This is a genomic window from Agrobacterium sp. DE0009 (genome assembly GCF_007680755.1).
GTDB lineage: Bacteria > Pseudomonadota > Alphaproteobacteria > Rhizobiales > Rhizobiaceae > Agrobacterium > Agrobacterium tumefaciens_B.
This window is the reverse complement of record NZ_VEIU01000001.1, coordinates 1,574,959-1,597,612: the sequence shown is the minus strand read 5'-3', so window position 1 is coordinate 1,597,612 and position 22,654 is coordinate 1,574,959. Positions and strand designations below refer to the sequence as shown.

22 protein-coding genes are annotated in these 22,654 nt (G+C 59.5%); 16 read left to right on the top strand and 6 right to left on the bottom strand.

Features of this window, described 5'->3' with window-relative positions; all coding sequences use genetic code 11:
• The first annotated feature begins 12 nt into the window (after positions 1–12).
• The 11 genes from FS804_RS08055 (at position 13) to trmB (ending at position 10,725) form a co-directional block, all read left to right on the top strand.
• Complete coding sequence (locus tag FS804_RS08055; protein WP_144576064.1) at positions 13–507, top strand: GNAT family N-acetyltransferase; 495 nt, start codon at positions 13–15, stop codon at positions 505–507.
• Positions 508–571: 64 nt separating this feature from the next.
• Positions 572–1,000 (top strand): Fur family transcriptional regulator, encoded by a 429-nt coding sequence (locus tag FS804_RS08050; protein WP_063949545.1) that lies wholly within the window; start codon positions 572–574, stop codon positions 998–1,000.
• Between the two features lie 30 nt (positions 1,001–1,030).
• Positions 1,031–1,825: a 1-acyl-sn-glycerol-3-phosphate acyltransferase gene (locus tag FS804_RS08045; RefSeq protein ID WP_144576062.1), complete on the top strand. Its 795-nt coding sequence runs from the start codon at positions 1,031–1,033 to the stop codon at positions 1,823–1,825.
• Positions 1,826–1,891: 66 nt separating this feature from the next.
• On the top strand, positions 1,892–3,295 hold the full coding sequence (gene miaB / locus FS804_RS08040; protein ID WP_186376700.1) for a tRNA (N6-isopentenyl adenosine(37)-C2)-methylthiotransferase MiaB: 1,404 nt from the start codon (positions 1,892–1,894) through the stop codon (positions 3,293–3,295).
• Positions 3,296–3,335: 40 nt separating this feature from the next.
• A complete protein-coding gene (locus FS804_RS08035; protein ID WP_063949548.1) occupies positions 3,336–4,391 on the top strand; it encodes a PhoH family protein in 1,056 nt (351 codons plus the stop codon).
• A 10-nt stretch (positions 4,392–4,401) separates the two neighbouring features.
• On the top strand, positions 4,402–4,908 hold the full coding sequence (gene ybeY / locus FS804_RS08030) for an rRNA maturation RNase YbeY (RefSeq protein WP_144576060.1): 507 nt from the start codon (positions 4,402–4,404) through the stop codon (positions 4,906–4,908).
• A gap of 15 nt (positions 4,909–4,923) precedes the next feature.
• Positions 4,924–6,063 (top strand): hemolysin family protein, encoded by a 1,140-nt coding sequence (locus tag FS804_RS08025; protein ID WP_144576058.1) that lies wholly within the window; start codon positions 4,924–4,926, stop codon positions 6,061–6,063.
• A 201-nt stretch (positions 6,064–6,264) separates the two neighbouring features.
• Positions 6,265–7,854, top strand: a complete 1,590-nt coding sequence (gene lnt, locus FS804_RS08020; RefSeq protein WP_144576056.1) for an apolipoprotein N-acyltransferase — start codon at positions 6,265–6,267, stop codon at positions 7,852–7,854.
• 134 nt (positions 7,855–7,988) lie between these two features.
• Positions 7,989–8,408, top strand: a complete 420-nt coding sequence (locus FS804_RS08015; protein ID WP_063949808.1) for a helix-turn-helix domain-containing protein — start codon at positions 7,989–7,991, stop codon at positions 8,406–8,408.
• A gap of 186 nt (positions 8,409–8,594) precedes the next feature.
• Positions 8,595–9,857 (top strand): methionine adenosyltransferase, encoded by a 1,263-nt coding sequence (metK, locus tag FS804_RS08010; RefSeq protein WP_063949552.1) that lies wholly within the window; start codon positions 8,595–8,597, stop codon positions 9,855–9,857.
• 169 nt (positions 9,858–10,026) lie between these two features.
• A complete protein-coding gene (gene trmB, locus FS804_RS08005) occupies positions 10,027–10,725 on the top strand; it encodes a tRNA (guanosine(46)-N7)-methyltransferase TrmB (protein ID WP_144576054.1) in 699 nt (232 codons plus the stop codon).
• A 61-nt stretch (positions 10,726–10,786) separates the two neighbouring features.
• On the opposite strand, the gene FS804_RS08000 is transcribed toward trmB, so the two are convergent.
• Complete coding sequence (locus FS804_RS08000; RefSeq protein WP_144576052.1) at positions 10,787–11,686, bottom strand: ribokinase; 900 nt, start codon at positions 11,684–11,686, stop codon at positions 10,787–10,789.
• Between the two features lie 54 nt (positions 11,687–11,740).
• Complete coding sequence (locus FS804_RS07995; protein ID WP_063949555.1) at positions 11,741–12,934, bottom strand: DNA recombination protein RmuC; 1,194 nt, start codon at positions 12,932–12,934, stop codon at positions 11,741–11,743.
• 149 nt (positions 12,935–13,083) lie between these two features.
• Here FS804_RS07995 and def point away from each other — a divergent pair, with 149 nt between their 5' ends.
• The 3 genes from def to truA are packed head-to-tail and all read left to right on the top strand — an operon-like array spanning position 13,084 to position 15,377.
• Positions 13,084–13,596 (top strand): peptide deformylase, encoded by a 513-nt coding sequence (def, locus tag FS804_RS07990; RefSeq protein WP_144576050.1) that lies wholly within the window; start codon positions 13,084–13,086, stop codon positions 13,594–13,596.
• Between the two features lie 45 nt (positions 13,597–13,641).
• On the top strand, positions 13,642–14,577 hold the full coding sequence (gene fmt, locus FS804_RS07985; protein ID WP_144576048.1) for a methionyl-tRNA formyltransferase: 936 nt from the start codon (positions 13,642–13,644) through the stop codon (positions 14,575–14,577).
• Positions 14,577–15,377 (top strand): tRNA pseudouridine(38-40) synthase TruA, encoded by an 801-nt coding sequence (truA, locus tag FS804_RS07980; protein ID WP_144576046.1) that lies wholly within the window; start codon positions 14,577–14,579, stop codon positions 15,375–15,377. The genes fmt and truA overlap by 1 nt, the downstream gene beginning before the upstream one ends.
• 17 nt (positions 15,378–15,394) lie before the next feature.
• On the opposite strand, the gene FS804_RS07975 is transcribed toward truA, so the two are convergent.
• The 3 genes from FS804_RS07975 to dapD are packed head-to-tail and all read right to left on the bottom strand — an operon-like array spanning position 15,395 to position 18,040.
• Positions 15,395–15,991, bottom strand: coding sequence for a hypothetical protein (locus FS804_RS07975; RefSeq protein WP_063949559.1), 597 nt, complete (start codon positions 15,989–15,991; stop codon positions 15,395–15,397).
• Positions 15,975–17,171, bottom strand: coding sequence for a succinyl-diaminopimelate desuccinylase (gene dapE / locus FS804_RS07970; protein ID WP_144576044.1), 1,197 nt, complete (start codon positions 17,169–17,171; stop codon positions 15,975–15,977). The genes FS804_RS07975 and dapE overlap by 17 nt, the downstream gene beginning before the upstream one ends.
• A gap of 14 nt (positions 17,172–17,185) precedes the next feature.
• Positions 17,186–18,040 (bottom strand): 2,3,4,5-tetrahydropyridine-2,6-dicarboxylate N-succinyltransferase, encoded by an 855-nt coding sequence (dapD, locus tag FS804_RS07965; protein ID WP_063949809.1) that lies wholly within the window; start codon positions 18,038–18,040, stop codon positions 17,186–17,188.
• A gap of 142 nt (positions 18,041–18,182) precedes the next feature.
• Here dapD and FS804_RS07960 point away from each other — a divergent pair, with 142 nt between their 5' ends.
• Both FS804_RS07960 and FS804_RS07955 read left to right on the top strand, forming a co-directional pair.
• Complete coding sequence (locus tag FS804_RS07960) at positions 18,183–19,043, top strand: LOG family protein (RefSeq protein ID WP_063949810.1); 861 nt, start codon at positions 18,183–18,185, stop codon at positions 19,041–19,043.
• A gap of 167 nt (positions 19,044–19,210) precedes the next feature.
• Positions 19,211–21,541 carry a methyl-accepting chemotaxis protein gene (locus tag FS804_RS07955; protein ID WP_144576042.1) on the top strand — a complete coding sequence of 777 codons (2,331 nt, stop codon included), beginning with the start codon at positions 19,211–19,213 and terminating at the stop codon, positions 21,539–21,541.
• A gap of 63 nt (positions 21,542–21,604) precedes the next feature.
• On the opposite strand, the gene FS804_RS07950 is transcribed toward FS804_RS07955, so the two are convergent.
• Positions 21,605–22,549: a nucleoside hydrolase gene (locus tag FS804_RS07950; protein WP_144576040.1), complete on the bottom strand. Its 945-nt coding sequence runs from the start codon at positions 22,547–22,549 to the stop codon at positions 21,605–21,607.
• Positions 22,550–22,654 lie beyond the last annotated feature (105 nt).

Genomic DNA, 22,654 nt, shown 5'->3' with positions numbered 1-22,654 from the left:
CCGATATTGGCGATGTTTGACGATTACCTGAGCTGGAAACCCTATTTCGAGATCGTGCCGATGCAGCACGAGGATTGCGCTGCCGTGGCGGACTTGCATGCCCTGCGCTTCCCGCGTCCCTGGAATGATGGAGAGTTCTCAGGCCTGCTGACTCAGGGCTCGGTTTTCGGCGCTGTCGCCCGCCAGACTAACGCTTTTTTCAGCAAGCCGCTGGGTGGTTTCGTATTGGCGCGTGAAGTGGCCGGCGAGGCGGAAATCCTCACCGTTGCGGTGTCGGAAAAATTCGCGCGCGCCGGTCTCGGCTGGCGGCTGATGCAGTCGGCCATCCGCGAGGCGATGATGCGTGGCGCCGAAACCATGTTCCTCGAGGTGGATAATAACAACGCCTCTGCCGTCGGACTTTACAGGAAGCTGGGTTTCAAGACGGTTGCGGAACGGAAGGCCTATTATACGGCCAAGGATGGATCGAAGTCGACGGCGCTTGTCATGCGCCGCGATCTTCGCTAGTTCCCTGCGACAGGCATTTTTTCGGCGAAAGCCGCAAACCGGAATTCTCAAAAGGCCAGAAGACGTGACAGACCTTTCGAAAACGCTGGAGGAGCTCTGCGCCGAGCGCGGCATGCGCATGACGGACCAGCGCCGCGTCATCGCCCGTGTTCTTCAGGAATCGGCGGATCATCCCGATGTCGAGGAGCTCTATCGCCGTTCCTCCGCCGTCGATCCGCGCATCTCGATTTCCACGGTCTATCGAACGGTCAAGCTGTTCGAAGATGCGGGGATTATCGAGCGGCACGATTTTCGCGACGGTCGCTCGCGTTACGAGACGGTTCCAGAAGAACATCATGATCATCTGATCGACCTCAAGAACAGCGTCGTGATCGAATTTCACTCGCCCGAAATCGAGGCGCTTCAGGAAAAGATCGCCCGCGAGCATGGCTTCAAGCTGGTGGATCACCGTCTGGAACTTTACGGCGTGCCTCTGAAACCCGAAGAACGCTGAGGCCCATGTGAGCAGGCGGGCGTTCTCATTATGATGTGGTTGCGCACGGCCTATATCGCGGTCGTTCTCCTGGTCGTCACGCTGGTCCTGCTGCCGCTGCAACTCCTGGGGCTTGCGTTCAACTGGCATCTGCGCCGCCGTATCCCACGCATCTGGCACCGCATCGCCTGCCACGTTCTCGGCATTCGTGTCCATGTCCATGGCGATCTCGAGCGCGCAAAGCCGCTCATGCTGGCAGCGAACCACGCCTCGTGGAAAGATATCCTCGTTCTGGGCAGCATCGCCGATGTGGTGTTCATTGCCAAAACCGAGGTGCGGGACTGGCCGGTCTTCGGCTGGCTCGCTCGGTTGCAGAAAAGCATTTTCGTTCAGCGGGAGCAGAAGCGCAGCACCGGCGCCCAGGTCAGCGAGATTGCCAGCCGCATGGCGGACGGGGAAATCGTCGTCCTGTTTCCGGAAGGCACGACGTCGGACGGAAACCGCGTGCTCCCCGTCAAATCGTCGCTGTTCGGCGCAGCTTCCACCGCAGCCGATCAGGTTCCCGGAAAGCTGGTATACGTCCAGCCCGTGGCGATTGCCTATACCCGGGTGCAGGGCATGTCCATGGGACGCTACCACCGCGTCATTGCCGCCTGGCCGGGCAGCATCACGCTCGTGCCGCATCTGCTCGGTATCATCAAGGCGGGCAACATCGATGTCGACGTGACATTCGGCGACAGTATCCCCTTTCACAACACGGATAACCGCAAGCGCCTCACAACCGATATCACGTCTACAATCCGCTCCATGCTGGCATTCAGCCTGCGCGGCGGCTGGCGCGATTAGCAGATGTGTTCGCCTTTCCGGCATTTTTCTGTTTAATCTGGCCGGGAAAAACACTAGATAGCCGCCATGACCCAGGAAACGCTTGGCCTCGAAGCCCCCCCCGTGAACGCCAGTGAAGGCGCAAACAGCCGCAAGGTTTTCATCAAGACCTATGGCTGCCAGATGAACGTCTACGATTCCGTCCGCATGAGCGATGCGTTGGCGAAGGATGGGTACGTTCAGACGGAGGATATGGGCGAGGCGGATCTGGTTCTCTTGAACACCTGTCACATCCGCGAAAAGGCAGCAGAGAAGGTTTACTCCGCGCTCGGCCGTCTGCGAGACATGAAAAAGTCGCGCGAAGAGCAGGGCCGCGAATTCATGATCGGTGTTGCCGGCTGTGTGGCGCAGGCGGAAGGCGAGGAAATTCTGCGCCGTGCCCCCGCCGTCGACGTCGTGATCGGACCGCAGACCTATCACCGCCTGCCGGACGCCTTGAAGCGCGTGCGCGGTGGCGAGCGTGTCATCGAGACGGAATATGCGGTCGAGGATAAGTTCGAGCACCTGCCGGTCGCCGAAAAATCGACATTGCGCACACGCGGCGTCACCGCGTTCCTGACGGTGCAGGAAGGCTGCGACAAATTCTGCACTTTCTGTGTCGTGCCGTACACCCGCGGTTCGGAGGTTTCCCGTCCCGTGCGCCAGATTGTTGATGAGGCGATGAAGCTTGTCGATGCCGGCGTGCGTGAGATCACGCTGCTCGGCCAGAACGTCAACGCCTGGCAGGGCGAAGGCGCGAAGGGCGAAAAATGGGGCCTTGCCGAACTGCTTTACCGTCTGGCGGAGATTCCCGGGCTCGCGCGGCTTCGTTACACCACCAGTCACCCGCGTGACATGGATGATCGCCTGATTGGCGCGCATCGCGATCTGCGCATTCTCATGCCCTATCTGCACCTGCCGGTACAGTCGGGCTCTGACCGCATCCTGAAGGCGATGAACCGCCGTCACACCGGTGAGGAATATATCAGGCTGATCGACAAGATTCGCTCCGCCCGCCCTGATATCGCCATGTCCGGGGATTTTATTGTGGGTTTCCCCGGTGAGACCGCTCGCGATTTCGAAGACACGATGGCGATGGTCGAAACGGTCAAATACGCGCAGGCCTTCTCGTTCAAATATTCGACCCGCCCCGGCACGCCGGGCGCCGATCTGACCGATCAGGTCGATGAGGACGTCAAGGCCGAGCGGTTGGAAAGATTGCAGGCGCTGTTGCTGCGGCAGCAGAAGGAATTTGCGGAGTCGCTCGTCGGAAAAACGATGGATGTGCTGCTGGAAAAGCCCGGTCGCATGCCTGAACAGTTGATAGGTCGCTCTCCGTGGCTGCAATCCGTGAATCTTGATGCAAAGAATTTGAAAATCGGTGACATTGTTAATGTACGAATCACCGCAACGGGTCCAAACAGCTTGTTTGCCGAGGTGGCAGGGAGTTAGAGTGGGGAGCCGACACTGATTGGGACAGGAGCCTGACCGCTTGAACGCACACGAATTGGTATCAAATTCATCGCGCCAGCCACGCCCAGCCGCGACCGACGCCAATCACTTCGTCCTCACGTTCGAGAATAACAGGATAGCGGGAGAGCTATTCGGTCAGTTCGATCAGAACCTGAAGCTCCTGGAGCAGCGCCTCAATATTGACGCCCGCCCCCGCGGCAACTCCGTCGCCATCACCGGCGATGTGGTTTCCACCAACCAGGCCCGTCGCGCGCTTGATTTCCTTTATGAGCGTTTGCTTAAAGGTGGCGCCGTCGAGCTTTCTGACGTGGAGGGGGCAATCCGCATGGCCGTCGCAGCTGACGACCAGCTGACGCTGCCGACCATGGAGCGCAAGGCGAAAATTTCCATGGCGCAGATTTCAACGCGTAAGAAGACCATTTCGGCACGGACGCCCACGCAGGACGTCTATATGCGAGCGTTGGAACAATCAGAACTCGTTTTTGGTGTTGGCCCCGCTGGCACGGGCAAGACCTATCTGGCTGTGGCGCACGCGGCGCAGCTTCTGGAGCGTGGCGCGGTCGATCGCATCATCCTTTCGCGTCCTGCGGTGGAAGCGGGCGAGCGTCTGGGCTTCCTGCCCGGCGACATGAAGGAAAAGGTCGATCCGTATCTCCGCCCGCTTTACGACGCGCTGTATGACATGATGCCGGGTGACAAAGTGGAGCGCGCGATCCAGGCGGGTGTCATCGAAATTGCGCCGCTCGCCTTCATGCGTGGTCGCACACTCGCCAACGCCGCGGTCATTCTGGACGAAGCCCAGAACACGACGACGATGCAGATGAAAATGTTCCTGACACGCCTTGGCGAAAACGGCCGCATGATCGTGACCGGTGACCCGAGCCAGGTGGACTTGCCGCGCGGCGTGAAGTCCGGCCTCGTGGAAGCCCTGCAGATCCTCACGGAGGTGGAAGGCGTGTCCGTCGTGCGGTTCAAGGATGTGGACGTTGTCCGTCACCCGATGGTGGCGCGCATTGTCCGGGCCTATGAATCCCATACGGCCGTGCCGGATGAGAGCCTGCTGAAGGGCGACTGACGAAAAGACAATGACAGCTCTGGATATTCAAATCAGCGTCGAGGCCGAAGGCTGGTCCTCGGAAGAGGACCTGTCTGCCTTTGCGTCAAAGGTGCTGGATGCGGCGGTCGATTTTCTGAAGCGGGAAGAGGATCAACCCTTTCCGAAAATGCCGGTCGAACTCTCGCTGGTCTTCACCGACGATGAAAATATCCGGGAAATCAACGCCGAATGGCGTGACAAGGACAAGGCGACCAACGTCTTGTCTTTCCCTGCTTTTCCGCTGGAACCGGGCGGAATGCCGGGTCCGATGCTGGGCGATATCGTCATCGCACGTGAGACGGTTGAGCGCGAGGCTCTTGAACTTGACAAGAGTTTCGAGGATCATCTGACCCATCTTCTCGTTCATGGGTTCCTGCATTTGTTCGGTTATGACCACATGGACGAGGAAGAGGCGGAAGAAATGGAGTCGCTTGAGACTCGCATTTTGGCGGTGCTTGGCCTATCTGATCCCTACGCGGGTCAAGAACCGCTTTAAATATTGTCTGGAGCCATGAACGAACATTCTGCACGACCTGCCAATGAGGGCAGAGAAAACGGCGAGCAGTCCTCTTCGGAGGAGGGCAGTAGTCACTTACGTCAGGACTACAATGCCAAACCGAGATCGACCATCTGGTCACGCATCGCGCGGTTGCTGAAACCATCCCAGGGCGAACGCCTGCGCGAGGATTTGACTGACGCGCTGATGGACGACACCGAAATCGGTGCGGCCTTCACGCCCGAAGAACGGGCGATGCTGCACAACATCCTCCGTTTCCGGGAAGTCCGCGTTGAAGATATCATGATCCCACGGGTCGATATCGACGGTCTGGACCAGAATATGACGATCGGCGATGCGCTGATCCTCTTCGAGGAAACCGGGCGCTCCCGCATGCCCGTCTATGACGAGACGCTCGATGACCCCAAGGGCATGATCCATATCCGCGACCTCCTGGCCTACGTCGCCAAGCAGGCACGCAACAAGCGTCGGGCCGGATCGCGCAGCGTCACCTACACGGAAGTGAAGTCGCCCCGTTCGCCGCGTCCCAATTTCGATCTGGCGCGGGTTGATCTCGAAAAAACGGTTGCCGATGCGGGTCTCGTGCGCAAGATCCTCTTCGCACCGCCGTCCATGCTTGCCTCTGATCTCCTGAAAACCATGCAGGCGCAGAGAACGCAGCTCGCTCTCGTCATCGATGAGTATGGTGGCACCGACGGTCTCGTCAGCCACGAAGACATCGTTGAGATGGTCATCGGTGACATCGATGACGAGCACGACAAGGATGAGGCGATGTTTTCGCGCCTTTCCGCCGATGTGCTTGTTGCCGATGCCCGCGCGGAGCTTACCGAACTTGCCGATGCCATCGGCCCGGATTTCGACGTGCGGGAACATCTGGAAGAAATCGATACACTGGGCGGGCTCATCTTCTTCGCGCTTGGCCGTATTCCGACCAAGGGTGAGGTCGTCAGGGCCGTCCCGGGCTTCGAGTTCCAGATCCTCGACGCAGACAGCCGGCGCATCAAGGGCGTCCGTATCGTCCGCGATCACGGGTCCGAGGGTGAGGATGATCGAGCTCCGGAAGATGCAAGCGCCGTCATTGCGCTGCCGGCTCCAGATGTGCGTCTGATCACACATCAACAGAACGCGGAATAATGGGGCGACGGGATATCCCGTCACCTTCCGATTGTTCGACATCGGTGGGGTGATGCGCGAAAGGCCTGAGAAAGTGGCTGGCGTCATCCCTTGTGTGGACTGCGAATCTTTTTTCCTTTACGTCGATTCCAGGGGAAATTTTGCGGGCGCAGCAGCCTTGCCGCGAGCGGGCGCTGCCGAATTGGCATTAACGGAGTTGGCATGGAGCGTCTTGCAGGCAGGTTAATGCTGGCCAGCGGCATGAGCCGCGCGTTGATCGCGATCGCTGCCGGCGCGATCGGGGCGCTCGCCCTACCACCATTCGGTTTTTTTGCCGCACTGTTCCTGTCTTTCACACTGCTTGTCTGGCTTATCGATGGTTGCACCGCAAAGCCTGGTGGTGGCCTCTTCAATCGCGCCTTGCCGGCCTTCGGTATAGGCTGGTGTTTCGGCCTTGGTTATTTCGTGGCCGGGCTGTGGTGGCTGGGCAATGCGCTTCTTCTCGAAGCAGATGAATTCGCCTGGGCTCTGCCGCTTGCCATCCTCGGCCTGCCGGCATTTCTGGCGCTGTTTTACGGTTTTGCGGTTGCGGCTGCCAATCTCCTCTGGTCCGATGGCCTGGGACGCATTGCCGCGCTGGCGGCCGCCTTTGGTCTGATGGAATGGTTTCGCAGTTTTCTGGCGACCGGCTTTCCCTGGAACGCCATCGGCTACGGCATCATGCCTATTCCTGTCATGATGCAATCTGTGCACTTGCTGGGGCTTTTCAGCATAACGACGCTTGCCGTCTTCATTTTTGCCTCGCCGGCGTTGATCGCGACGAAAAAAGGCATGGCGCCGGGTCTCGCAATTGCTGGCCTGTTATTGGCGGGTCATGTTGGTTACGGCCTTTACCGCCTACAGACACCGGCCGAGACGCCGGCGGATGCGCTAACCGTCCGCATTGTCCAGCCGTCCATCGATCAATCGCGCAAGATGCTGAATGGTGACCGCGCGGAAATCTTCGCAGAGCACCTGCGACTATCCGCGCTGCCACCGGGAGACGGCAAGAAGCGCCCCGACATCATCGTCTGGCCGGAAACCTCTGTCCCGTTCATCTTGACGCAGAATCCAGACGCGCTGACGGAAATCGCCAAAACGCTTGATGATGGCCAAGTGCTGTTTACCGGCGCCGTCCGAATGGAGGATCAGGGCGCCGGGCGACCGCCGCGCTATTACAATTCGGTCTATGCGATCGATAGTCAGGGGGAGATCATCGGAGCGGCCGACAAGGTACATCTTACCCCCTTTGGTGAATATGTTCCCTTTGAGAATGTGCTGCGCGAATTCGGCATCGATAACGTCATTGCCCTGCCGGGTGGCTTTTCCGCTGCGTCATCCCGCACGTCGCTGACCCTGCCATCTGGCAAGAGGTTCTACCCGCTGATCTGCTACGAGATCATTTTTCCCGGCGAGATGACATCCGAGCTTCAAGGGGCAACAGCGATCCTGAATGTGACCAATGATGGCTGGTTTGGCGATACGCCCGGGCCCTATCAACATTTTCTACAGGCACGCATACGGGCTGTTGAAACGGGCGTCCCGGTGATTCGCGGTGCCAATACGGGCATCTCGGCCGTCATCGACCCCTATGGCCGCATCGTTGCTGGTCTTGACTATGGTCAAGTCGGCACTATTGACGCCACCTTGAGTGGTGGGTCTCGTGATGCTATCGGTTACGACACACATCGGACGTATTTCTGGTTGATTTTTTCTTTGATGATCATTGTTGCGGCGGGCGGTGCGTGGAGTTTTGCGCGCGGCCGGAATTGACCGCGCACCCCCCACAATTGCATAGTGAATAGGTCAGTCGTAAAACAAGTTTGGCCGTTGTCCCAATACCGGCTTATTTCTTAGAATATTAGTGAAGCACTATATCAACCCTTTCCGAGTGTCAGGACCGCATGATGACCGAAAATAAGAAAAAGCCTAACCCCATCGACATTCATGTCGGCAGCCGAATTCGCCTTCGCCGGACCATGCTCGGCATGAGCCAGGAAAAGCTCGGTGAGAGTCTTGGAATTACCTTTCAGCAAATCCAGAAATACGAAAAGGGCACGAACCGTGTTGGCGCCAGCCGCCTGCAGAATATCTCGGCGATCCTGAACGTACCCGTTTCCTTTTTCTTCGAAGATGCACCCGGCGATCAGCCTGGCGGAACGCCCGGAATGGCGGAAGCGTCCAGCTCCAACTACGTGGTAGACTTCCTGTCGTCTGCCGAAGGTCTGCAACTGAACCGGGCTTTCGTGAAGATCGCCGATCCAAAGGTTCGTCGCCGCCTTGTCGATCTTGTCAAGGCGCTCGCCGCCGAGGGTGACGCGGAGTAATCTGCGCTCTCGCCATAATATTTCCGGCACGGGATGCCGGGCACTCAACGGTCCGCAAGGACCGTTTTTTTGTGTCGAATTAGAAAGGAATTCTCACATAAAGATATATTTATGTGGTTGTGTCCTTGTTTTTCGTGGCCGAAATGACTAACAAATCTGGAGACCGTTCTTTGAGGGGAATCCCGCATGCGTGCCAATTACCTGTTCACCAGCGAGTCCGTGGCCGAGGGTCATCCGGACAAGGTTTGTGATCGTATTTCCGATGAAATCGTGGATCTCGTTTATCGTGAAGCGGCCAAGACGGGCGTCGACCCGTGGACCGTGCGCATCGCTTGTGAAACGCTTGCCACGACCAATCGCGTCATTATCGCGGGTGAGGTTCGCGTTCCCGACACGCTGCTGAAGAAGGACAAGGACGGCAAGATCGTCAAGGATGCTTCCGGGCATCCGCTCATCAACCCTTCCAAGTTTAAGTCCGCCGCCCGTAAGGCGATCCGCGACATCGGATATGAACAGGACGGTTTCCACTGGAAGACCGCCAAGATCGACGTTCTCCTGCATCCGCAGTCTGCCGATATCGCACAGGGCGTGGACAACGCTTCCGACAAGCAGGGTGACGAAGGCGCGGGCGACCAGGGCATCATGTTCGGCTACGCCTGCAAGGAAACACCGGATTTGATGCCGGCGCCGATCTATTATTCCCACCGCATCCTGCAACTGCTCGCTACCGCCCGTAAGAGCGGCGAAGGCGAGGCAGCAAAGCTCGGCCCCGATGCCAAGAGCCAGGTAACCGTGCGCTACGTCGACGGCAAGCCTGCCGAAGCGGTGTCCATCGTTCTCTCCACGCAGCATCTCGATGCCAACTGGGATTCGAAGAAGGTTCGTGCCGTCGTCGAGCCCTATATCCGTGAGGCTCTCGGCGACCTGAAGATCGCCGACGATTGCCAGTGGTATATCAACCCGACGGGCAAGTTCGTTATTGGTGGTCCGGACGGTGACGCCGGCCTGACCGGCCGCAAGATCATCGTCGACACCTATGGCGGTGCAGCGCCCCATGGGGGCGGTGCATTCTCCGGCAAGGATACGACCAAGGTCGACCGTTCCGCGGCCTATGCGGCGCGCTACCTCGCAAAGAACGTCGTTGCTGCCGGCTTTGCTGATCGCTGCACGATCCAGATTTCTTACGCCATCGGCATCGCCCAGCCGCTGTCGATCTATGTCGATCTGCACGGAACGGGCAAGGTCAGCGAAGATCAGGTCGAGGCTGCGATCCGCAAGGTCATGGACCTTTCGCCGTCAGGCATTCGCCGCCATCTCGATCTTAACAAGCCAATCTACGCCAAGACGTCTTCCTACGGCCATTTCGGCCGCAAGGCCGGTCGTGATGGCTCCTTCTCCTGGGAGAAGCTCGATCTGGTGAAGCCGCTCAAGGAAGCTTTGAGCGCTTAAGCAGTTCCAGTAAAAGTGCGTAGCGGTTTTACGTTCGGAAAATGCGTCAACTAGATATCGCGCTTGTTATTTGGCGGCGATTGAGAGATACCGTCTGCAACTTTGTAACCCGCACAGTGCCTCATGTGGCGCTGTGCGGGTTAAGTCTATTTGTTCTTGAGAGTATGAGATGACGGAAGAACGGCGTTCGCGCGCAACGGAAGCGTTTTTTGGCAGACGCAAAGGCAAGCCGCTGCGCCATCAGCAGGTCGATACGATTGAGAACCTGCTGCCTTTGCTGAAACTCGATCTGGAAAGCGTGCCCCCGTCAAATCTCCTCACTCTTTTTCCGGCTGACGTCCGATCGGTCCGGCTGGAGATCGGTTTTGGCGGCGGTGAGCATCTCGCCCATCGCGCCGTCGAAAACCCCGAGACGGGTTTTATCGGCGTCGAGCCCTTCGTGAACTCCATGGCCAAGCTGCTTGCCACCGTGCGTGAGCGTGAGCTCATGAACATCAGGCTCTACGACGATGATGCGACGCAATTGCTGGATTGGTTGCCGGAAGGGTCGATCGATCACATCGATCTGCTTTATCCCGATCCCTGGCCGAAGAAGAAGCACTGGAAGCGTCGCTTCGTATCAGACGTCAATCTCGCCCGCTTTCACCGCGTGTTGAAACCCGGCGGCAAGTTCTGCTTTGCCTCTGACATCGACACGTACGTCAACTGGACGCTGCAGCATTGCGCCCGGCATGGCGGCTTTGAATGGACGGCGACAAGCGCTGATGACTGGCGCACGCCCTATGCCAACTGGCCGGGCACGCGTTACGAGAACAAGGCAAAACGAGAAGGCCGCAGCTCGGCCTATCTCACCTTCATCCGTCGCTAAAGCATTTCCAGCAAATGCGCGCCCCGGATTTACCTCCGGAAAATGCGCAAGCGGCAAGACCTCAGAGCGCCGCGTCCACTTCCGCCGCCAGCGGAATGGAAGGCTGGGCGCCGGCGCGTGTGCAGGCGAGTGAGCCTGCGACTGCGGCCCGCTTCAATGCACGTTCGAATTCGATGCCCTGATCAAGGCTGGCGGCAAGGTAACCACAGAAGGTATCACCCGCGCCAACCGTGTCGACCGGCTCGATCTTGAGGCCCGACGCCCTGTAGACCTTGCCGTTACGAATGGCGATCACGCCGTCGGCTCCAAGCGTGACGATCAATGTCTGGCCGGTCGTCTCGTGAAGGGCCTTGAGTTCGGTTTCCCGCCCGTCGCTGGAGAGGCCATTCTTGCCGATCAGCAGCTCGAACTCGGTTTCATTGGCAATGACGATATCGGCAAGAGCGCTAAGGCGCGGTGCGTCTGCGGTCAGCGGCGCGGTGTTGATGATTGTGGTGATGCGTTTCGCCCTGGCAGCCGTCAGCGCCGCCTCGATCGCTGCAGCTGGAATTTCGAACTGCAGCATCAGAATATCGCCCGCAGCCATTTCGGATATGGTTCTTGTAGCATCGGATGCGGAAACCTCGCCATTGGCAGCCGGAATGACCGAGATCATGTTCTCTCCGCCTTCACCGATCAGGATCACCGCCGTACCCGTTGCGCCAGGGGCGGTTTTGACCAATGACAGATCGGTCCCCGCGTCGCGCAGCAAGGTCAGTGCCGGAGCGGCAAAGGTGTCATCGCCCGCAGCGCCCGCCATCTTGACCGTGGCGCCCGCGCGCTGTGCAGCCAGAGCCTGATTGGCTCCCTTGCCGCCGGCGGCCGTGGAGAATGTATCTCCCGTGACTGTTTCACCGGGCTTGGGCAGGCGTTTGGCGGTCGCGACGAGGTCCATGTTGATGGAGCCAAAAACAGTAATCATGGGGCGCTGGGTCCGTATGAAATTTAAGCAAGGCGGCGACTTTGCCCGAGACGATCACTCGTCGTCAACTACCCGCAATTTGGCCGCACCGGCTCGGTTTTCCGCAAAGCGCCGGGCCTGGTCGATTTCTCCATGCGTCGCGTCTTTTTCCGTTGGTGAGAAGTCGAGTCCCTCGATCTTCTGGCCACGGGCCAGTACCTTGTCGGACGAGATGAGCATCATGTCGACGTCCTTCTGCGCCAGGCCGAAATGGGCCTGCAGCTTGCGCGTCCTGTCGTCCAGCCGCCGCACATCGTCCATGAGCAGCGCCACTTCACCCTGAATGAGATGCGCCTGCTCGCGCATGCGCTGGTCTTTCAGAACGGACTGGATGACCTGTACCGAGAGCATCAGCAGCGATGGCGAAACGATGACCACCCGGGCGCGGTGGGCGCGCTGCACCAGATATTCGAAATGCTGGTGAATATCGGCGAAGATCGACTCCGATGGCACGAAGATGAAAGCGGTATCCTGTGTTTCGCCGCGAATAAGATATTTCTCGGCGACATCGCGAATATGCACCTCCATGTCCCGGCGGAACTGCTGCACGGCGGCGCGTTTGGTTTCAGGCGTCTCGTCTGCCTTGATGGCGTTCCAGGCTTCCAGCGGGAACTTCGCGTCGATGACGAGCGGCGGCGCATTGTTCGGCATCTTGATGGTGCAGTCGGGCCGATAACCGTTCGAAAGCGTCGGCTGCAGCTGGAAGGCGCCCGGCGGCAGGGCGTCGGCGATCAGCGTCTCCATCCGTGCCTGTCCGAAGGCTCCGCGTGTCTGCTTGTTGGAAAGGATCGCCTGAAGCCCGACCACGTCCTTGGCCAGATCCTGAATATTGCCCTGCGCGGCATCGATGACCGCGAGGCGCTCCTGCAGGCGGCTTAGATTCTCATGGGTCGACCGGGTCTGCTCCGTCAGCGTTTCGCCAAGACGCTGCGACATGCCATCAAGCCGCTGGTTGAGCGTCTGGCTCATCTCGCTCTGGCGCGTGCCAAGCGTTTCCGCCATAGCCGCGATGCGTCCATGCAATTCGGACTGGGTTTTCAGGAGATCAGAGATTTCACCATCGGCTCCCGCCTTTTTCGATCGGTTTGTGGTCACAAGCCATGTCACCGCGAGGCCGAAAACCACCGCAGCAAGCAGCGCGCCGAAGCTGATATCGACGGAGCCGGCCCGAAGCGCGGGCTCAAGGAGAACGGAGAAGTCTATGCTCATGACTAAATCTAGCAGATTTCCGATGATTCGTAAGATCAAAACAAGAACATTCCTGCGGCGGAAATGAGTCCGGCAGAGCGGATGCCGCCCGCCCTTTTCATCGTCGTGTTTTTTATTTCCTCTGCGCGAGAGATACGTTATGGGAAGCCATGACCATCAAACCGCTTATCATTTTGCCCGATCCCGTGCTGCGCCAGCAATCCAAGCCCATCGAAAAGGTGGATGCCGAGGTGCTGCGTCTTGCCGACGACATGCTTGAAACCATGTATGATGCACCGGGGATCGGGCTTGCTGCTATCCAGATCGGCGTGCCGCGCCGGATGCTGGTGATCGATGTTGCGCGCGAAGGCGAAGAAAAGAACCCGATCGTCTTCATCAATCCGGAAATCCTCAAGGTTTCGGACGATATCTCCACCTATGAGGAAGGCTGTCTCTCGATTCCCGATTATTACGCCGAAGTGGAGCGCCCTGCGTCCCTCACCGTGCAATATGTCGGGCGTGACGGCAAGCAGCAGACGGTCGAGGCGGACGGCCTGCTCGCAACCTGTCTCCAGCACGAGATCGATCACCTGAATGGTGTTCTGTTCATCGACCATATTTCGCGATTGAAGCGTGACATGGTCATCAAGAAATTCACGAAAGCAGCCCGCGCAAAAGTCTGATCCGGCACACAGCTGACGGGGCGGAAGACAGGGCAGGGGGCGATCATGGCTCTTCGCATCATATTCATGGGCACGCCGGAATTTTCCGTTCCGACGTTGCGTGCACTGGTGGAAGCTGGTCATGAGATCACCGCCGTCTACACCCAGCCGCCGCGTCCCGGCGGCCGTCGCGGCCTTGATCTGCAGAAATCGCCGGTGCATCAGGCTGCGGAACTGCTGGGTTTGCCTGTGTTCACACCCGTAAATTTCAAAGCCGATGAGGATCGCGAGCAGTTCCGGGATTTCAACGCCGATGTAGCTGTTGTCGTGGCTTACGGACTGCTGCTACCTGAGGCGATTCTCTCCGGCACGCGTCTTGGCTGCTTCAATGGTCACGCCTCGCTGCTTCCGCGCTGGCGCGGTGCTGCCCCCATCCAGCGGGCGATCATGGCCGGGGACACCGAAACCGGCATGATGGTCATGAAAATGGAAAAGGGGCTCGATACCGGCCCCGTCGCGCTCACCGCAAAGGTGGCGATTGACGAAAATATGACGGCCGGCGAGCTGCATGACAGCCTGATGCTGACAGGCGCTCGGTTGATGCGTCAGGCAATGGACAAGCTGGAAGCAGATGAGCTGCCCCTCGTCGAGCAGGCAGAAGAAGGCGTTCTCTACGCCGCGAAAATCGACAAGGGCGAGACCCGCATCGATTTTTCAAGACCGGCGCAGGATGTGCATAATCATATTCGTGGCCTCTCGCCGTTCCCCGGCGCATGGCTGGAGATGGAGATCGGCGGCAAGCCGGAGCGCGTCAAGGTACTGGCGTCCGAGCTGGCGAGCGGTATGGGCGAGGCAGGCAGCGCATTGGATGACGTACTCACCATTGCCTGCGGCAGCGGCGCCGTGCGGCTCACCCGTTTGCAGAAAGCGGGCGGCAAGCCGATGTCGGCCGCCGATTTCGTGCGCGGCACGCCGGTTCCGGCAACCACGAGGCTCGGCTGATGCCACGCTTCCGCATGACCGTCGAATATGACGGCACGCCCTATTATGGCTGGCAGAGACAGGAAAACGGCCCCTCGGTTCAGGGTGCTCTGGAGGCTGCGGTTCGGTCGCTGACCGGCGAGAGCGTTTCCATTCGCGGCGCTGGCCGCACCGATTCCGGCGTGCATGCCGTTGGCCAGGTCGTTCACGTCGATCTCTCGCGAGACTGGGAGCCCTACAAGCTCCGCAATGCCTTGAACGCGCATCTCGCCATGGCGGGTGAGGCCGTAGCCGTGCTCGATGCTGCCGCTGTGACCGAGGATTTCGACGCCCGTTTCTCCGCCCTTCGTCGGCACTATCTCTACCGCATCATTTGCCGCAAGGCCCGACTGGCGCTGGAGCACAAGCGAGCTTGGTGGGTGTCGAAGGACCTGGACCACGAGCGCATGCATGAGGCCGCGCAGATGCTGGTCGGCCGGCATGATTTCACGACCTTTCGCTCAGTCCATTGTCAGGCGAACAGCCCCGTGCGCACGCTCGACCGGCTGGACGTGACGCGCAACCGCGATCTCATTGAGATTCGTGCCACTGCGCAAAGCTTCCTGCATAACCAGATCCGCTCCTTCGCTGGCACGCTGAAGCTGGCGGGCGAAGGCGGCATGACCCCTGACGACGTGCGTGCTGCACTGGAGGCGCGGGATCGCAAGGCATGCGGCCCGGTGGCGCCGCCTGACGGACTTTATTTCATGCAGGTCGATTATCCCGACGTCATTCCCCCGCGCCGTCGTCTCGACGCTGACGTTGTGGAAGATGAGGGCTGAGGCGAGCGTGTCGCCGCTCAGGCGGGGTAGACGCCTAGAAAACGCTGCAATGCTTCCGAGAGCAGCATGGCGGGCACCAGCAACGTCATGACGATTGCCGAGACGAGCAGCATCTGGTCGCGGATGAAGAATCTGACGATCCGTGAAAAGGCGAAGACCAGCGAGAGAAGCAGCGCCAGCCACAAAATCGCGATCAACCCCTGCAACGGCGGCAGGAAGAACGCAATCAGGATCAGAACGGCGTAAGCGTATGAAAAGGGCAGGGACAACCAGTTCATGGTCGTTACGAGCGGCGCGAATTTCTCGCGTGCACCGAAAACATACAGCAACATGCCCGTCAGAAGCAGCGGCACGATCCAGCAGATCGCTTCGACCATGGCCAGCCGGAAGAAGAAGATGAGGCCAGTTCCGGTTCCCGGCGGGTAGCTCGCGAGAAACGCTGCCCGCAGCCATAGCCAGGAAACCAGCATGGCTGGCAGGCACCAGAGCGCGGAGTAAAAGGATCGCCACATGCCGCGATCGCTGAGGTCGAGATATCGCGCGCCATTGTGGTCGCCGATGAGCAGCAGCCACAGGCCCGTCAGATAAAGCCTGACTTCACTTACCGTCGGCATGGGCGAACCAGCGTTCGATAAAGGTCTGGTAGATGCGCGTCAGCGTTTCGAGATCGGCAACGGCCACGCGCTCATCGACCATATGCATGGTCTGCCCGACGAGACCGAACTCCACGACAGGGCAATAATCCTTGATGAAGCGCGCATCCGAAGTGCCGCCGGTGGTCGAAAGCTTCGGCTCCTTGCCGGTGACGGTTTCAACCGCGCCTGACAGCGATGAGATGAGGGCGTTGTTCCGTGTCAGGAACACATGGCTCGGACGATCTGCCCAGGCGAGTTCGTATTTGACCGGGGCGCGGTCGGGACGGAGCTCGCCTTCCGCTGCGGCGGCATCGAGGCGGCGTATGATTTCCGCCCGAAGGGTCTCTGCGGTCCAGGTGTCGTTAAAACGGATGTTAAAGGCCGCCGTCGCCCGCGCCGGGATGACATTGGTCGCGGCATTGCCGGTGTCAACAGTCGTCACTTCAAGATTGGAAGGCTGGAAATCATCCGTGCCGTGGTCGAAGGGCGGATGCATCAGCGCATGCGTCAACTGCAGAAGACCACGGATGGGGTTGTCGGCAAGATGCGGATAGGCAGCATGGCCCTGCACACCATGGACCGTGATGCGGCCGGAAAGTGAGCCGCGGCGGCCGATCTTGATCATGTCGCCCAACTGGTCGGGGTTGGTTGGTTCGCCCACCACGCAGGCATCCCACGTCTCGCCCCTTGCAGCAGCCCATTCCAGAAGCTTGGACGTGCCGTTGATCGAAGGTCCCTCTTCGTCACCGGTGATCAGGAAGGAAACGGAGCCCCTAGGTTTGCCATGCTTTTCGATATGGCGGGCGATGGCGGCCACGAAACAGGCGATGCCGCCTTTCATGTCTACCGCACCGCGGCCGTACATTTCGCCACTGGCAATTGCCGCCGAGAATGGCGGATGGCTCCATGCGGCCTCGTCGCCCACAGGCACGACATCCGTATGGCCCGCAAACATCAGATGCGGACCTTCAGTGCCGAGCCGGGCATAAAGGTTTTCCACGTCGGGCGTTCCCGCCTCGCTGGCCACCATCCTGTCCACCTTAAAGCCAAGCGGCGAAAGCAAGGAGTCGAGCAAGGAAAGCGCACCGCCTTCCGCAGGCGTCACCGAAGGGCAACGGATAAGGGCGGCGAGATTGGCAACGGGATCGGTCGTGGTCATGGTATCAGCTTTTATCAGTCGCGCAGCAGCTCGTTGATGCCCGTCTTGGAGCGGGTCTTCTCATCGACGCGCTTGACGATCACGGCGCAATAGAGGCTGGGACCCGGCTCGCCATTCGGGAACGGCTTGCCCGGCATGGTGCCGGCAACGACGACGGAATAGGGCGGAACCTCGCCATAGGTGATTTCGCCGGTGGCGCGGTCAACGATCTTGGTGGACTTGCCGATGAAGACGCCCATGCCGAGAACAGCGCCCTCGCGCACGATGCAGCCTTCCACGACTTCCGAACGGGCGCCGATGAAGCAATTGTCCTCGATGATGGTCGGGCCCGCCTGCAGCGGCTCCAGAACGCCGCCGATCCCAACGCCGCCGGAGAGGTGCACATTCTTGCCGATCTGTGCGCAGGAGCCGACCGTTGCCCAGGTATCGACCATGGTGCCTTCATCGACGTAGGCGCCAAGATTGACGAAGGAGGGCATCAGCACGACGTTCTTGGCGACGTAAGCCGAGCGGCGGACGACGGCGTTCGGCACCGCACGGAAGCCGGCGGCGCGGAACTGGTTTTCACCCCAGTTTTCGAACTTCGACGGCACCTTGTCCCACCAGGTGGCTTCGCCCGGCCCACCGGTCACGATTTCCATGTCGTTCAGGCGGAAGGAGAGAAGAACGGCCTTTTTCAGCCACTGGTTCACCTTCCAGCTTCCGTCAGCCTGCTTCTCGGCCACGCGCGCCTCACCGCTGTCGAGAAGTTGAAGAGATGTGTCCACGGCGTCGCGAACCTCGCCCTTCGTCGATACATTCACGCCATCGCGGTTGTCGAAGGCGGTTTCGATGATGGTTTCGAGGGAAGAGAGATCCGTAAGGCTCATGGAAAATTCCTTGAATGTCGCGTGTGGTCTGGTCACGGAAGGCCCGCGCCGCTGGAAGGCTTTGGCCATTTGATCTAAGGGAGTGTTGGAAAGGCGTCAATGTGATTTGGGTGATTTGGCGCTTCAGACGAAAGGCATGGAAATGGCACGACTGAAAAACGGCAAGTTGCGGCGCAAGGACGGGGTCTGGGATCCGTTGAAGCGCAGCGCTGTAGACAAGCAGCAGGCCGAGGTCGTGCCAAAAACACCGCAGTCGGATTCCCCCTCCTATCGCCTCGCTTACGTGGACACGGATTTCCTATGCCGTGAGGAGTTGCGCCCCGTCAGACTGCAGCTTGAGCTTTTGAAGACCGAAATGGCGCTCAGCGAGCGCGGCATCAAATCCACGGTCGTGATGTTCGGCGGCGCGCGCATTCCAGAACCCGGCGGTGCGGCCTGGGCGGCGCGCAACGAAACGCAGAAGCGCAATCTGGAGCAATCCTCGGTCTATTATGATGAGGCGCGCAAATTTGCTCACCTCTGCACGGATTATGCGGCGAAATCCGATCACCTGGAATATGTCGTGGTAACGGGTGGCGGTCCCGGCGTCATGGAGGCGGGCAATCGCGGCGCCATGGATGCAGGTGGCCCCTCCATCGGGCTGAATATCGTTTTGCCGCATGAGCAGGCACCCAACGCCTATGTGACGCCCGAGCTGAGCTTCAACTTCCATTATTTCGCCATCCGGAAAATGCATTTCCTCATGCGGGCAAAGGCCGTTGTGGTGTTCCCCGGCGGGTTCGGCACGCTTGATGAGCTTTTCGAAGCCTTGACGCTGATCCAGACAAAGCGCATGGCGCCCATTCCGCTCATTCTTTTTGGTGAAAAATTCTGGCGTTCCGTCGTCAATTTCGAGTTCCTGGCGGATTTCGGCACCATTGCTCCAGAAGATATGGATCTCCTGCACTTTGCCGAAACAGCGGATGACGCCTGGAAGATCATCGCTGACTACTACGAGCACTGAAGAAAGCGCGGCGCGACGAAGTAATATTAGGTCTTAATTAGCAATCATATTCTAATTTTGCCTCGTCGCGCTGCAGCGCACTGTCCCTTGCGGACGGGCCTCCATGACGGAGATTGTCATCCGTTTACGTCAGCTCTTTCGGGTTGACGATCTCCATTGGGGCCGAAATGTTCAATCTCAAAGTGAAGTCGCTTGCGACCAAACTCATCCTCGTGACCGGCTGTGCCATTACCACGGTTCTCGTTGCATCCAATTCCTTCCTCATCTTCCAGACAAGCGAGCGCGTCCATGCGCTGACCATGGATCAGGCCAATACGGAAGCCCGCGCCATCGCCAATGTCATCGCCGCGGATGTCGGCGAACTCGGCAGCGCGGCGCGCTCCATGGCGGGTGTGATCGGCCGGGCGCATCAGGCAAAATCGATGGATCGCCCGGGCATCGTCAACATCCTCAAGGCCAATGTCGAACAGAACGCCTTCGCCTTCGGTAGCTGGTTCTGCGAGCAGCTCGGCCTTTTCGATGGCCAGTCGACCGAGATTGCGGGCAGGCTGGATCTCGGAACCAATGCGAAAGGCGCGTTTGCCCCTTACTGGTCCAAGACACAGAAGGGCGATATTCAGTACTCGACTTTTGATAATGACTACGCTGCGGAATGGTATGCGCTCGCAGCCAAAACCGGTAAGGGCGCGATCACGCAGCCTTATCTTGCGCAAGGCACGGAAGTCCCGACCACGATGACGTCGCTTGCCTATCCCGTCATGTCTGATGGAAAGATGATCGGCGTGGCAGGTGTCGATATTTCGCTCGCATCGCTTACCCAGAAGCTGCAGGCCCTGCATCCTTTCGAAACCGGTCGGGTGACGCTCGTTTCTCAGGGCGGCCAGTGGCTGGTTCCGCCAACGCCCGAGCAGAATATGAAAGCCTATGATGGAGAAGGCGCAACCACGGTCCAGACCGCGATTGCCTCCGGCAAGCAGGGTCTCATCGAAAATCTCGGGCTCGATACCGACGCGCCTTACAACCGTCTCGTTTACCCATTCGCCGTTCCGGGTCTTAACGCCACCTGGGTCGTTCTTATCGATATTCCCCATCAGGCCTTGAATGCACCGGTCCAGGAGCAGACGTATCTGATGATCATCGGCGCGATCGTCATTCTTGCCGCCGTCATCGCAGCGCTTTATTTTGCCGTCCGCTATTTCGTTCGTAACCCGCTTGCGTCTCTCGTCGCAGACGTCAGGACGCTGAGCGACGGTCGCTACGATGTGCCTGTTTCCGGTCAGGACCGTCAGGATGAAACGGGTTCGGTTGCGACTGCGCTTGAAGGTTTCCGCGCCAAGCTTGCGGGCATTCGTGAGATGGAGGCCGAGGCCGACGCCCAGCGTGGTCACGCCGAGACGGAACGCCAGCGCTCTGAATTCGAGCGCAACGAAAACAGCCGCATGCAGCAGCACATTGTCAGCGTTCTCGGCTCCGGTCTGAATGCTTTGTCGCAGGGCAATCTGACCTACCGCATTCAAGAGGAGTTCCCCGGCGAATATGCAAAGCTGCGGGAGGATTTCAACTCGGCGCTCGCCAGCCTCGAGGAAACGGTTTCCACGGTCAACGCCACCGTCGTCAGCATTGGCAACGGCACGGGCGAAATCACCCGCGCCGCCAGCGATCTTTCTCACCGCACGGAGCAGCAGGCCGCAAGCCTCGAGGAAACCGCCGCCGCACTTAACGAGCTGACCGCACAGGTCAATTCCAGCGCGGAGAATGCCGCAGAGGCAGCCGGCGCCGTCAGCCATGCCTGTGACGATGCGGGCAAGTCTGGGGAGGTCGTGCAGCAGGCCGTGAACTCCATGCAGGGCATTGCCCAATCTTCCGCGGAAATCTCGCGCATTATCGGCGTCATCGACGAGATCGCCTTCCAGACAAACCTTCTCGCGCTGAATGCCGGTGTGGAGGCTGCACGCGCCGGGGATGCCGGCAAAGGCTTTGCGGTCGTGGCGCAGGAAGTGCGTGAACTGGCGCAACGTTCCGCAACTGCCGCCAAGGAGATCAAGGGGCTCATCAACACGTCGGCCACCCAGGTGGGCGAGGGTGTTCAACTGGTCGGCAAGGCCGGTGAGACGATGAAGAGGATCGCCGATCAGGTCCTGCAGATCAACCAGCTGATACGCCAGATCTCCGCCTCCGCCAGCGAGCAGGCTGTCGGTCTGAAGGAGATCAACTCTGCCGTTACCCAGATGGACCAGGTCACACAGCAGAACGCTGCGATGGTGGAAGAAACCACGGCGGCCAGCGTGACGCTGAACAGCGAGGCCGAAACGCTGAAGTCGCTCGTCGCTGGTTTTGTGGTTTCGGGCGGTCAGCCCAGCCAGCAATTGCGCGCCGCCGCTGCAGCGATGCGCGCGCCGACCGCTACCCAGACGTCTGCCCGTCCGGCCGCGCCCCGTGCCCGCCCCAGAACGAGCGGCGCGAATGCACTGGCGCAGGATGACTGGACGGAGTTCTGATCGGCAGTTGCCGCTCAAACTGAAACGGGCCGCTGGTATCGCCAGCGGCCCTTTTTGATTGCGTCAAAGACGGGCGAAACGTTCCGTCAGCAACTCGAAGAAACCGTCTGCATCCACATGGCGCATCACACGGGCATTGGCCGGTCGGTCCGTTACCCGCCACCAGTCCACCACGGTCATCCCCATGGTCAGTTCAGAAAGGACCTCGATCTCGACATTGCACTCGCGGCCCTCAAACAGTTCGGGCTTGAGGAGATAGGCAATGACGCTCGGATCATGCAGCGGGCCGCCATCCGAACCATATTTCTCGATGTCGAAACGCTCGAAAAACTCCAGCATTTCCGCCATGGCGATGGCAGGGCGCGTGCCGATGTCGCGAATGCGGTTGACCCGCGCCTTGGTCGTCAGCAATTGATGTGTGACATCGAGCGGCATCATGACGATGGGCATGCCGGAGCGGAAGACAATATCGGCGGCCTGCGGATCCACATAGATGTTGAATTCCGCCGCGGGCGTGATGTTGCCGCCTTCGAAGAAGCCGCCGCCCATCATCACCAGTTCCTTGACGCGATCAGCGATCTCCGGCGCCTTGAGGAGCGCCAGCGCCACGTTGGTCAAGGCGCCGAGAGTGCAGAGCGTCACGGTGCCCTCGGGCTCCCGCATTACGGTTTCGATGATGAAATCGACCGCATGCTGCTTCTGTGCCTTCATGGTCGGTTCGTCGAGAACCGGCCCATTGAGGCCGGTGCTGCCGTGTACATGTTCGGCGGTGATGGGCTTGCGCACCAGCGGCTTTTCCGCGCCCTCGTAAACGGGAATGTCGGTGCGGCCGCACAATTCGCAGATGATGCGAATGTTACGGCTGGTCAGCTTCAAGGGAACATTGCCGGCAACGGCGCACAATCCGAGAATGTCGATTTCGTCAGGGCTGCCGAAGGCCAGCATGATCGCCGCTGCGTCGTCTTGTCCCGGATCGGTGTCGATGATGATTTTTCTGCGTTCTGCCATGTCTTGCCCGCCGTTGAGATGAGCGCTTTTTTCGAGCGGCGGGTGCTTACTTGTCAAGCCTCATTCCGCCCGCGGGCCGCTGCCGCCCCTTGTGACTTGCGCAAC

Coding starts and splice junctions, on each gene's coding strand:
- FS804_RS08000 (WP_144576052.1), bottom strand. CDS start 11,686: ATGATTACTGTTTTTGGCTCCATCAACATGGACCTCGTCGCGACCGCC.
- FS804_RS08055 (WP_144576064.1), top strand. CDS start 13: ATGTTTGACGATTACCTGAGCTGGAAACCCTATTTCGAGATCGTGCCG.
- FS804_RS07960 (WP_063949810.1), top strand. CDS start 18,183: ATGGCACGACTGAAAAACGGCAAGTTGCGGCGCAAGGACGGGGTCTGG.
- fmt (WP_144576048.1), top strand. CDS start 13,642: ATGGCTCTTCGCATCATATTCATGGGCACGCCGGAATTTTCCGTTCCG.
- FS804_RS07975 (WP_063949559.1), bottom strand. CDS start 15,991: ATGCCGACGGTAAGTGAAGTCAGGCTTTATCTGACGGGCCTGTGGCTG.
- FS804_RS07950 (WP_144576040.1), bottom strand. CDS start 22,549: ATGGCAGAACGCAGAAAAATCATCATCGACACCGATCCGGGACAAGAC.
- FS804_RS07995 (WP_063949555.1), bottom strand. CDS start 12,934: ATGAGCATAGACTTCTCCGTTCTCCTTGAGCCCGCGCTTCGGGCCGGC.
- FS804_RS07955 (WP_144576042.1), top strand. CDS start 19,211: ATGTTCAATCTCAAAGTGAAGTCGCTTGCGACCAAACTCATCCTCGTG.
- def (WP_144576050.1), top strand. CDS start 13,084: ATGACCATCAAACCGCTTATCATTTTGCCCGATCCCGTGCTGCGCCAG.
- FS804_RS08045 (WP_144576062.1), top strand. CDS start 1,031: ATGATGTGGTTGCGCACGGCCTATATCGCGGTCGTTCTCCTGGTCGTC.
- ybeY (WP_144576060.1), top strand. CDS start 4,402: ATGACAGCTCTGGATATTCAAATCAGCGTCGAGGCCGAAGGCTGGTCC.
- FS804_RS08025 (WP_144576058.1), top strand. CDS start 4,924: ATGAACGAACATTCTGCACGACCTGCCAATGAGGGCAGAGAAAACGGC.
- dapD (WP_063949809.1), bottom strand. CDS start 18,040: ATGAGCCTTACGGATCTCTCTTCCCTCGAAACCATCATCGAAACCGCC.
- trmB (WP_144576054.1), top strand. CDS start 10,027: ATGACGGAAGAACGGCGTTCGCGCGCAACGGAAGCGTTTTTTGGCAGA.
- dapE (WP_144576044.1), bottom strand. CDS start 17,171: ATGACCACGACCGATCCCGTTGCCAATCTCGCCGCCCTTATCCGTTGC.
- lnt (WP_144576056.1), top strand. CDS start 6,265: ATGGAGCGTCTTGCAGGCAGGTTAATGCTGGCCAGCGGCATGAGCCGC.
- FS804_RS08015 (WP_063949808.1), top strand. CDS start 7,989: ATGACCGAAAATAAGAAAAAGCCTAACCCCATCGACATTCATGTCGGC.
- metK (WP_063949552.1), top strand. CDS start 8,595: ATGCGTGCCAATTACCTGTTCACCAGCGAGTCCGTGGCCGAGGGTCAT.
- miaB (WP_186376700.1), top strand. CDS start 1,892: ATGACCCAGGAAACGCTTGGCCTCGAAGCCCCCCCCGTGAACGCCAGT.
- truA (WP_144576046.1), top strand. CDS start 14,577: ATGCCACGCTTCCGCATGACCGTCGAATATGACGGCACGCCCTATTAT.